At 39.5% G+C, this 10665-nt stretch carries 7 protein-coding genes and 4 pseudogenes; 10 read left to right on the top strand and 1 reads right to left on the bottom strand.

What is annotated here, in order from left to right:
* From ACWOEC_RS11575 to ACWOEC_RS11610, 8 genes and pseudogenes are all read left to right on the top strand, one after another.
* Window positions 1-302: pseudogene (locus ACWOEC_RS11575) on the top strand (primase C-terminal domain-containing protein); the annotation flags it as partial.
* Between the two features lie 134 nt (window positions 303-436).
* Window positions 437-724 carry a type III secretion system protein PrgN gene (locus ACWOEC_RS11580; RefSeq protein ID WP_439187120.1) on the top strand — a complete coding sequence of 96 codons (288 nt, stop codon included), beginning with the start codon at window positions 437-439 and terminating at the stop codon, window positions 722-724.
* A 362-nt stretch (window positions 725-1086) separates the two neighbouring features.
* A pseudogene (locus ACWOEC_RS11585) lies at window positions 1087-1260 on the top strand (IS3 family transposase); the annotation flags it as partial.
* Between the two features lie 135 nt (window positions 1261-1395).
* Complete coding sequence (locus ACWOEC_RS11590) at window positions 1396-4485, top strand: SpaA isopeptide-forming pilin-related protein (RefSeq protein WP_455308352.1); 3090 nt, start codon at window positions 1396-1398, stop codon at window positions 4483-4485.
* 1 nt (window position 4486) lies between these two features.
* The gene (locus tag ACWOEC_RS11595; protein WP_131501040.1) at window positions 4487-5218 is read left to right on the top strand and encodes a pilin N-terminal domain-containing protein; all 732 of its coding nucleotides are present in this window, start codon (window positions 4487-4489) and stop codon (window positions 5216-5218) included.
* Window positions 5219-5282: 64 nt separating this feature from the next.
* The gene (locus tag ACWOEC_RS11600; protein ID WP_455308355.1) at window positions 5283-6767 is read left to right on the top strand and encodes a SpaH/EbpB family LPXTG-anchored major pilin; all 1485 of its coding nucleotides are present in this window, start codon (window positions 5283-5285) and stop codon (window positions 6765-6767) included.
* An 86-nt stretch (window positions 6768-6853) separates the two neighbouring features.
* The gene (locus ACWOEC_RS11605; RefSeq protein WP_439187116.1) at window positions 6854-8050 is read left to right on the top strand and encodes a class C sortase; all 1197 of its coding nucleotides are present in this window, start codon (window positions 6854-6856) and stop codon (window positions 8048-8050) included.
* The gene (locus ACWOEC_RS11610; protein ID WP_455308357.1) at window positions 8047-9168 is read left to right on the top strand and encodes a class C sortase; all 1122 of its coding nucleotides are present in this window, start codon (window positions 8047-8049) and stop codon (window positions 9166-9168) included. Before ACWOEC_RS11605 ends, ACWOEC_RS11610 begins: the two co-directional genes overlap by 4 nt.
* A 2-nt stretch (window positions 9169-9170) precedes the next feature.
* Here the strand turns inward: ACWOEC_RS11610 and ACWOEC_RS11615 are convergent.
* Window positions 9171-9524, bottom strand: a pseudogene (locus ACWOEC_RS11615) (transposase); the annotation flags it as partial.
* A 276-nt stretch (window positions 9525-9800) separates the two neighbouring features.
* Here ACWOEC_RS11615 and ACWOEC_RS11620 point away from each other — a divergent pair.
* A pseudogene (locus ACWOEC_RS11620) lies at window positions 9801-10178 on the top strand (recombinase family protein); the annotation flags it as partial.
* Between the two features lie 15 nt (window positions 10179-10193).
* Window positions 10194-10556 carry a toprim domain-containing protein gene (locus ACWOEC_RS11625; RefSeq protein WP_439187114.1) on the top strand — a complete coding sequence of 121 codons (363 nt, stop codon included), beginning with the start codon at window positions 10194-10196 and terminating at the stop codon, window positions 10554-10556.
* Window positions 10557-10665 lie beyond the last annotated feature (109 nt).

A 10665-nucleotide genomic window follows, 5' to 3' on the forward strand; every position in this document is an offset into this window, starting at 1 on the left:
TAACTGAACGTTTAGAGATCCCAAAACGTTCCCTGGACAAAGTACTGAAGCAGTTGAGAGAAGAGAACAAAATTCATTTTCGTGTTCGTGCTGGTCGTAATGGAGGGATTATTCTAGCTTCGATACACGGATTGATGCGCTCCGTTATCCGGAAAAAAAAAGAAAGCCAGGGGGCTTATTTCGCTGTGATCTCAGAAGCTTTTGGAAGAGAATACACGTTTATCCATACAGCATTGAAACGCTTGATAGAAGCTAATAAGATCGGCGTGCAAACAGATTTGTTCATGATCGATACAGGTTGAAATTAAAAGGTGCAAATTGCCTTTTACATTATATCTATGATACGGCCTTTTTTTCTCCGCCTTGCTTGCTGGTCTTAAGAAAGAGTAGTACTATTATCGCAAACGTAATAATATGGTAGGAGGTCTTTCTGACTATGAGTATCAATACCTTTGTATATCCCTACCCGATCAATGTGTTTATTATTTCGCGGTTAGGTCTGACAGTAGAGCAATTTTGTAAGTTGCATGGCTATAAGCAGAGTACAGTAGCAAGCTGGGTAACAAGGAATCGTGCAGTAAAAACGTTACCTTGTGATTTTTTATATTGTCTTAGTCTTTCTTCAGGCTGGTCGATGGATGATGTTTATCGTCATTTATTGGTATTGGAGGAGAGGTTTTTAAAGAGTATTGATCCAAAGAAGAAGAAAGAACAGGTGGACTGATTGATGACGGAGGAGGTGTTATCTGTTCTTAATAGAATCAAAGAATGGTCTGTTCTTTTGAAGATTTATTTTTGTTACAGCTGACTTAGTTTCTCTTTTAATGGTTCTTTTGTCATTGTGGCCGAATCTGATGCTATTTTTGTATTTTCTTTTAGTATTTTTCTTAGGAGTAGGGGGAGTAGCATCTGCTATTCTTGATGATTATAAGTGGTCGCTATTTAGAGCTATTTATAGGAGATTGGATAGGCTACAATTAATTAGACAGAAAAATTAAGGTGTGTAGACTAGAAGAAAACATACCAGGAGGAATTTTTATGTCTAAGAGAACACGAAGAACTTTTTTATAAGAATTCAAGCAACAAATCGTCAATCTTTACTTAGCTGGAAAGCCACGTGTAGAAATCATTCGAGAATATGAACTAACGGCTTCAGCATTTGACAAATGGGTAAAGCAATCTAAAACGAGTGGTTCATTCAAAGAAAAAGATAATCTTACGCCTGAACAAAAAGATTGTTTATTGAAGTCAAGAAAAAACGTTTGGAAGCACTGCAAGTATAACAGTATTAGCGCTATAAATTGTTTATAATTTAGATGGCAGTATCAAATTTTAGGTAGTGCTATTTAAATTTTGTTTAAGAATAGATATAATGTTTTTTAGAGGAGGGAAGGAATGAAGAAGAAAAAATTGGTCTGGTTTATGATGGTTGCTATTTTGATGGGCTTTATCCCGCCAATCTTGACTGCTTATTCAAGTATCGCACATGCGATAGAAATGCAGCCGGATAAAAATGAGAGCAATATTGCGCCAGAATATACGACAGATGCTACAAAAGGAACCTTTCCCACTAATAGCTGGCAACCAGCTGGGCAAACAAATGTGATCAACCACCAAGGTAACAAGGAACGCAACTTTGCCACTTGGGATGGTGTAACTAGCTGGAATGGCGATCCATCAGACACAACACATTCTTATATCCAGTATGGTGAAAAACAAACAGATTTTGCCATTCGGAAGTATGCCAAAGAAGCGAGTATACCAGGGCTTTACGATGTATATTTGAATGTAAAAGGTAATAAGCAACAAGATATCAAACCAGTTGATATTGTTTTGGTGGTGGATATGTCAGGAAGTATGGAATCGAGTCAAAGAAACGGCTGGAATGATCGTGCTGGTGCAGCCAGAAATGGTGTGAAAAATTTCTTGAATTCTATTCAAAACGCCGGTCTGGGTGATTACGTCAATGTTGGTTTAATTGGGTTTTCTAGTCCTGGTTATATTGGTGGCCAATCGGGTTATATTAGTGTCAAATTAGGCAAAGTAGGTAATGCCAGCCAGCAACAAGCGATTAATGGTGCATTGAGTCCAAGGTTTCAAGGGGGTACGTATACGCAGATTGGTTTGCGGAAAGGATCAGCCATGCTGAATGCGGACACCAGCGGCAATAAAAAAATGATGATTTTGTTAACAGACGGTGTGCCGACTTTTTCTGATAAGGTAAAAAATTCTGTGATGGAAAACGGCATATTGTATGGCACTAACTTTGGAACCACCAGAGATGAACCCGGCTATACCGCAGAACTTCAATGGCCATACACCGATAGTTCAGGTCATCGTATATATGATACTTGGCCAGCAACATTAGGTGAGGCTAAGAAGGCAAAAGATAGCGGTAATGTGGTGCACGCTTTAGGCATTCAACTGGCTGGCGACGACGGCTACTGGTCGGAAGGCTACATGTCAGACGAAGACGTGCGTCAAAATATGGAACTTATTCCCACTTCACCGGATCTATACGAAGATGCTGATAGTGCCGATGCTGTTGAGGCTTATTTGAACAATCAGGCAAAGGATATTATCAAAAACTTTAATACTGTCACCGACGGCACGATCACAGACCCGACTGGTACGCAATTTCAATATGCGAACAACCAGGTGACCGTTACGAGTGTCGGCAAGCAAACTGTGCCAGCAAGTGAGTTGCCAAGTGCGGCGATCCAAGATGGTCAATTGACGGTGAATCACATGAACTTGGGTCAGGATCAGGAAGTTCAGATCCATTATCAAGTGCGTATCAATACAGAAGATAAAGATTTCACGCCGGAAAAATGGTATCCGATGAATGGTCAAACAACTTTGACACCAAACGGAGACAATCCGGATAATAAAGTAGACTTTGGCGTTCCTTCCGCAAAGGCACCGGGGGTGAAACTTAATCTGAAAAAGATTTGGGAAGAATACGATAAGGATACGAGTAAACGTCCCGATTCTCTTGATTTCACCTTGAACCGAAAAGATACCACAGAGAGCAATTCTTGGAAGCAAGGTTTTATTCGTCTTTCTAAAAGCGATGTTGCTACAGATACTAATGTCTGGGAAAAGACCAATATTGAAAAAGTAGCAGAAACACAAGGAGCTACTGAATCGCTTTGGTTGCCACAATTCAACAACAAAGGGGAAGATTTTGCTTATAGCTTTGAAGAAGCAACGGTCAATGGCTATGAATCTTCAAGTAATGCTGCTAAAACCATTTGGACCAATAAAAAAATCTACACACCATTTGCTTTAGAGATCACTAAAATTTCTGATCAAGGAAAGACACCTCTTAAAGGAGCAGTCTTTAGACTAAGTGGAGGTAGTTTGCCAAATGCAGGCGTTGAACTTAAGGACAACGGGGATGGAACCTATACGTTGTCTGATGATAAGTACAAGCTGCAATTAAATACTGAGTATACATTGACAGAAGTTACACCACCAGCTGGACATACGGCTACTACAACTAGTTGGAAAGTCAACGTTAGTGCAGAAGGTAAAGTAACCATCAACGATGCTGTAACGGGTATTGAAATCAAAGACAACACTATCAAGTACACCATTGAAAATGAGTTTAGCAAACGTCCTTTATTGGTTGAAAAATATAATAAAGATAGTGGTAAAACATTAGACGGTGCGAAGTTTACGTTGAAGCAATATGAAGATAAGTGGACGAATGATGGTAAAGTTGTCGGTGATGATTTGATCGGAAGTGATGCCAAATCTTTTGCTAGACTGGCACCAGGCTATTACAGCTTGGAAGAAACGACGGTACCGACAGGCTATAAAAAAGATGATACAGTCTTTAAGTTCCAAATCGATAGCGCTGGGAAACTACTTGATGCAAATGGCAAAGAAATCACCCCTAACTCAAAACCAATGACAGATGGTTTCTATTTAACGAGTGATAATAAGATTGTTTTAATCAAATACAATGAACTGCGTGATTTTGACTTTTCAATTCTTAAAAAGAACTCGCAAAGCAACAAACCATTAGCAGATACTGAATTCAGCTTAGCCACAAAAGAGGATTCCAATACGATTTTGGCTACTCTGAAGACCAATGATGAAGGAACGGGTCAGTTTTTAGAAGCTTCGGGTAAACATTACGGTGTTCGTCCAGGAACTTACGTTATCAAAGAAACGAAAGCACCAGAAGGGTTTGTCCTTTTAGAAGGGACTTTCGAGGTCACTATAAATGCGGACGGAACTGTCGGCGACGTGACTTATGATGGTAAAGATCTTGATAAAGATGCTATCAAAGTAAATCTAAAAGATGAGGACAATAACGTCATCGAATTGACGGTTGCTAATACACCCAAAGGACAACTGCCAGCAACCGGCGGATCAGGTATACAGACTTTCATCATAGTAGCCTTAGCTCTTGTCACAGCAGCAGGTGCTCTTACGATCTGCTACTTCTACCGTAATCGAAAGGAGTTGAACTAAGATGAAGAATAAATCATTGTTCATCAAAATCACCTTACTTCTTTCAACTTTGCTGGTAGGGATCTTTACGGGGCAACAAGCCTTTGCGGATGATGGGACGATCGATATTGTAATCCACAAACAATTGTGGGACCAAGCACCTGATGCAACTATTCAAAATACGGGAGCGGCCGATCAAGATACAAAAGATTCAATCGAAGGGGTTGGATTTACGATTTATGACATTACAGAGGATTACTATAAATTGGTCAAAGGATCTGACGAAACAACAACTATTCGAATGATTCAAGAAAATGTTGCTGATTATCAAAAAATTATCAGAGAACAAGGCCTGACTGATGAAAAAGGCACAATCAAATTTATCCAACTACCTAAAAGCAGTGGCGGTAAAAATGCGGTTTACCTGATTGTTGAAACGGTATTGCCTGATCCTGAAAAGGTAAAAGTCGAAAAAGCGGCCGAACCCTTAGTAGTGGCTTTACCAGTATATGAAATGAGCACAGACGGTAAAACCTATACGGACAAAGAATTAGCTACCGTTCACCTTTATCCTAAAAATGTGGGAACAATCGTTGAAAAGCCAGTGACACCAACTAAACCTAAAAAACCAAGTAAACCGAAGAAACGCTTGCCACAAACAGGTGAAGCAAAATCCTTCCTAGGTATATTGGGGATTCTTTTGATCGGTACGGCGATCATTTTATGGCGGAAACACTCTGTACGAAACAATTAATCAAAGGTACAAAAGACTAAGGTCTATTGGAATATTGTACAAAAAATCAAGGAGGAATTAGAAAATGAAGAAATTATGGAAAACACTTTTTTCAGCCCTACTTGTAGTGCCTTTATTCACCAGCGTGTTTGGTGCGATAACAGTAAGTGCTGCTGAAGCAACAACGACAAATGTAACGATCAACAAACGAATCTGGAAAGATGGCGAAGCTCCAGCACAAGGTTCCATGCAAAATACTGGGGAAGAAATGGACTTTGGTGGAGCTCCACTTAAAGGAGCCGGCTTTACAGCCTATGATGTAACAGATGCTTATCTTGCTCTGATTGCAGGTGGTAAGAAGTCACAAGCAGAAGCAACAAAAGAAATTGCTGATAATGCGTCAGATTACACAACTGTAGCAAAAGCAGAACAAAAAACGGATCCCAAAGGTCAAACAACTTTTGAAGGACTTGCTTTAAAAGACCACGACAAAGATAAAGTCTATATGTTTGTTGAAACAAGCACGCCAGGCAATGTTTCCGTAACGACAAAGGCCGCTCCAATCGTTTTAGCAATGCCAATCTATACGTTTAAAGGTGGCAAATATTCAGATACAATCAATACCAACGTTCAAGTCTATCCAAAGAACGAAACCAAGACTGATAAAAAAGAAGTTGCCAATTTAGATAAGTTCACTGAAGTTAAGGGTGCTGATGGAATATATCATAACCTTACAACTGGCGATGAAATCGAATATAAATTAACTTTAAATATTCCTGCGGACATTCTGAAAGATGGCGTCACTTACTCTGTAACTGATACGCCAACTGCTGGACTTGCTTATGTAAAAGATTCTTTTGCAGCAACTGGTTTAGTAGCTAAAACTGACTATGAATTAGCTGAAGATTCTGCACCTGGCGGATTTACTGTTACTTTGAACCAAAGTGAAAATGTAGGAAGATTAGCTGGTAGTCAATTGATTGCTACTTACAAAATGAAATTAACTGCTGAAGTAAATCCTGACGATTTAGTAAACAATAGTGCCCAAGTAACAATTGGTAACAACCCTCAAGATAAAATTACACCACCAACGAAATTTGGTACAGGTGGTTATAAATTCGTCAAAAAAGATTCGCAATCTGGTGCAACCTTATCTGGTGCGGAATTTGTCGTAAAACAAGGCTCTAACTTTGCAATATTTGAAGATGCTAAAAACACTAAAGGTGAATATATCTTTAAAGAATGGACGACTGGTGAAGCAAAAGCAACGAAGATCGTTTCTGACGACAAAGGTGAGTTGAAAGTAATTGGTTTGAAAAATGGTGACTATCAATTAGAAGAAAAAGCGACTTCAAGTGATAAATATGTGTTACTTGATAAAGATGTCGATTTCACTGTTGAACACGGTCAATATGGCAGTCAAGAACTAAAGCCTGTTCTTAACACGCCTAAAGGTCTGCTTCCATCAACAGGTGGTAACGGGATCTATGCCTTCTTACTTATCGGTGCTGCTCTTATGATCGGTGCTTACGCTTGGTTCAAGAAATCTAAAACACAAGCTGAAGTCTAAGATATAGTTTTAAAATAGGGAGAAGGCAGCTTCATTTCTTGAAGTTGCCTTTTCTTTCTTTTAAATAGGGAGAAGGAGGTGCAAGCATGGATCAGCGCCAAAAAAACGAACGGATCAATTTGATTTTAAAACTGCTAATGGCGATTTTATTTACGACCGGTGCCATTATTTTCAGCTATCCCTTTTTGGCCAATGCGGTGAATTCCTATTATGACCAAAAGATGATGGAAAAAAACTTGGCTGAGATGGCCGCAACAAATACCAAAGAACAAGCAAAGAGGCACCAAGAAATGGCCGAAAAAAATAAAGAGCTAGCTGAAAGTAAGAACATGACCAATATTCCTGGCATGGGACTGGTAGAAGACCCGTTTGAAAATGAGGTCGATGATGCCAAAGATCTGGGTAAAGCCTATTATGAAGAGCATACCGTGGGTGCTATCTATATTCCAAAAATTTCGGTCAGCTTACCTTTATTTGATGAAACCAATGCTGCTCTTTTAGAAAAAGGCGCGACGATTTTACAAGGAACGTCTTATCCGATCGGTGGCAATAGTACCCATTCGGTGATCTCAGGCCACAGTGGCTTGACGGAACGTAAACTTTTTACAGATTTAGAAAAGTTGGTGATTGGCGATGATTTTTATTTGACCATTGCTGGGGAAAAATTGGCTTATGCGGTCGATGACATCCAGATTGTTTTACCGTCGGATATCGACAAAGTGGTCATCCAACCGGGGCGTGACTTGGTGACCTTATTGACTTGTACACCTTATGGCATCAATACCCATCGTTTATTAGTCACTGGACACCGCGTACCTTATGTGGAGGAAATGGCGGAGGAAGTGACCAGTACCAAAAAAGCGGTCGAACGGCGTTTTCGCTTGTATTTACTACTGATCCCGCTTTTCTTTGCCATGATTTTCTATTGGATGTATCGCAAGTTCGTCTATTATCAAAGTGGCAAACACAGTTATGACTTTTGTTTTTACTTATTGGAAAATGGTCAACCCAAAGCAGGCGTGACTTTTACCTTAGTACGTAAAAAACGCTGGGCAACAGATGTCACTAGCCAACCAGTTGCTGTAAGCCAGGTGGATGGATGGGTGTCTTTCCCTGAGATCAGAGGGGGTCGTTATTATGCCAAGGCGATCGATGGGTCGACAAAACCAGTTAAGGGCAAGGTCCGCCGTTTAAAAGATCGGCAGTTTGTTTTAAGCCACGTCACGAAGAAAAAGCACGGTAAGAAAGTTACTTATTATCTGGAGAATGGAGCGAAAAAATGAAGAAAAATCGGCAAGTGATCTCGCAAATTGCGATCATCCTCATTTTTATGGTCGGCATCTTGACCATGCTCTATCCTTTTTATGTCGATGCGTTGAATAATGTGATCGATCAAGTGCGCGTCGATCGCTATTTGAAGGAAAGCCAGAAAGAATTTGAAGCCGAACGCAAGCGACTGGCGGAAGAAAATAATAAATTGAGCGACAGCGGGTTAGCTCCGGGTGTCGATCCGTTTGCGAATCCGAATGGTGGTACGGTTTCAGCTGCTTATTACAAAAAGCATTTGATTGGGACCATCAATCTTCCTGATTTGGCCATTGAGTTACCGCTATTCGATACAACCAATGATGATTTATTGGAACAAGGTGCGACGGTCCTAGATGGCACGTCCTTTCCTGTTGGTGGCGCAAGTACCCATGCGGTGATCTCGGCTCATCGTGGCTTGCCAGAACGGGAACTCTTCACCAATCTGCCGGAGCTTAAAAACGGTGATATTTTTCTGCTAAATGTCTTAGGGGAAACCTTGGCTTATGAAGTGTTTGACAGCCAAGTCGTGACGCCAGATCAGACTTCGGTTTTAAAGATCGAACCAGGCCAAGACTTGGTGACGCTCATGACCTGTACCCCTTATATGATCAATAGTCACCGTTTGTTAGTCACAGGAAAACGCGTGCCATATACACCGGCTGCCGAGAAAAAACAAGTCATAGGCGATCGTTTTCGTAAGTTGAAACAAATCGCTATCTTGGGGGGGATGGGCCTGTTGATCTTAGCCGCTATTTATCAATTGTATCATGTGATCGCCCGTTACCGATTGCGGAAAGTGCGTTTTGATTTCACTGTTTGCTTAGAAGGCGTGGCAGAACATACGCCAATCGCACTCTATGATAAAAAAGGGAAAAAAGCCCTGCGGCGTAATGGAAAAGCCTATCAAGAACTAACAGATCAAACCGGACAAGTCACTTTTACCGATCTACCAGGGGATTGCTATCGTTTGAAATTGGGCAAGAGTTGGTTGGTGCAGTTTGGTTTGAAGAAAAAAAAGAGGCCATCCACGATTTGGAAGATAAATAAGAAAAAAGTTATGTTAAAAGAAGAAAGAATACTAGAAGTCAAATAAAAAATGCTCATGTTATCAAATGATTTAAATCCATAAGATACACGTTTCATTGTTTAATATGGGTATTCTTGCCTTCTATTTTGTCATTGGTATGGGGAGAAATCAATGCACTTCGTATACCTCCGTTATATTTGAGTAAATTTTGTAGTTTTTTCTAAATTCTTCGTCTAAACTTTCTGTAAGAAGTGGGAATTTAGGTGCACGGAAACTATACCAAGTTTTTTCATATTCCATCTGTTTTTAGTTAAGAAACGCCAATTTACTTTCAGTTTCTGTGCTTCATTTTTGAGCCCTTTTAATTGCAGCATTTTCATCATTCTTACACGAAGGGCTTGAAACGGATGTTCCATTGACCGCGTTTAGATCGTACATTTATTCAAGAAAGTTTAAATAAGATATCAAAATGGCCGAAAACAGACACACAACTCGATTTATTTTTTAGGGTGAAGGTGTCATTTTTCTAGATAAATGGCATAAATTTTCAGTGCTAAGTGACAAAAGCAACTAATTTTTCATGAGGGATTTTTAAATATCTCAATCTATCTCCAAAATTAGTTGCTTTTGTAGCTATAGTTGACTATGAATATGACAAATAATTAGAAAAAGCTGTGCCAATTAAATATAAAAATGACAAATTGATGAATCGAATTCAAATTAAGGGGGCAACCCTGGAAGTCTTAAATTTACCCTCAATGAATGGTATTGAAGATGAAAATTTAAGGCGTTTGATTAATAGCCTTGTCATTGAATTATACAAGTATCAAGTAGAATCAGAACGAAAAAAAATTAAGGAACGTCAGGCACAAGGAATCGAAATTGCTAAGAAAAAAGGCAAATTCAAAGGTCGGCAACTGAAATTAAAAAATGATCCACGTTTAAAGCATGCTTTCGATTTGTTTTTGAATGGTTTATCCGATAAAGAAGTTGAAGAACAAACTGGAATCAATCGCCGAACGTTTAGAAGGTATCGATCAAGATATAACGTGACAGTAGATCAAAGAAAAAAATGAAAAGAGGGATAGTTAATGAGTACGGTTATTTTAGCTGAAAAACCAAGCCAGGCATTAGCCTACGCAAGTTCTTTAAAACAAAGCACCAAAAAAGACGGTTATTTTGAGATCAAAGACCCACTATTTACAGATGAAACGTTTATCACCTTTGGTTTTGGGCATTTAGTGGAATTAGCAGAACCAAGTCATTATGACGAAAAGTGGCAAAATTGGAAACTTGAATCTTTGCCGATTTTTCCTGATCGATACGATTTTGAAGTTGCAACAGATAAGGGAAAGCAGTTTAAAATTGTTGCAGAACTGCTCAAAAAGGCAAATACAATTATTGTTGCAACAGATAGCGACAGAGAAGGTGAAAATAGTGCGACATGTTTCTAGTTGAAAAGACTAGGCACACTAACGGCTTAACAGACGTTAGTGGAGAACTTTCAGTTTGAGAGGTGGAATGATAGGGTAACGCCTTGAAACGCCTCCCTTAATACTCCGA

This window comes from Enterococcus bulliens, from assembly GCF_053761865.1.

Bases quoted from the DNA above. Each gene is read 5' to 3' on its own strand.
- ACWOEC_RS11580 (WP_439187120.1), top strand. From the start codon at position 437: ATGAGTATCAATACCTTTGTATATCCCTACCCGATCAATGTGTTTATT.
- ACWOEC_RS11590 (WP_455308352.1), top strand. From the start codon at position 1,396: ATGAAGAAGAAAAAATTGGTCTGGTTTATGATGGTTGCTATTTTGATG.
- ACWOEC_RS11595 (WP_131501040.1), top strand. From the start codon at position 4,487: ATGAAGAATAAATCATTGTTCATCAAAATCACCTTACTTCTTTCAACT.
- ACWOEC_RS11600 (WP_455308355.1), top strand. From the start codon at position 5,283: ATGAAGAAATTATGGAAAACACTTTTTTCAGCCCTACTTGTAGTGCCT.
- ACWOEC_RS11605 (WP_439187116.1), top strand. From the start codon at position 6,854: ATGGATCAGCGCCAAAAAAACGAACGGATCAATTTGATTTTAAAACTG.
- ACWOEC_RS11610 (WP_455308357.1), top strand. From the start codon at position 8,047: ATGAAGAAAAATCGGCAAGTGATCTCGCAAATTGCGATCATCCTCATT.
- ACWOEC_RS11625 (WP_439187114.1), top strand. From the start codon at position 10,194: ATGAGTACGGTTATTTTAGCTGAAAAACCAAGCCAGGCATTAGCCTAC.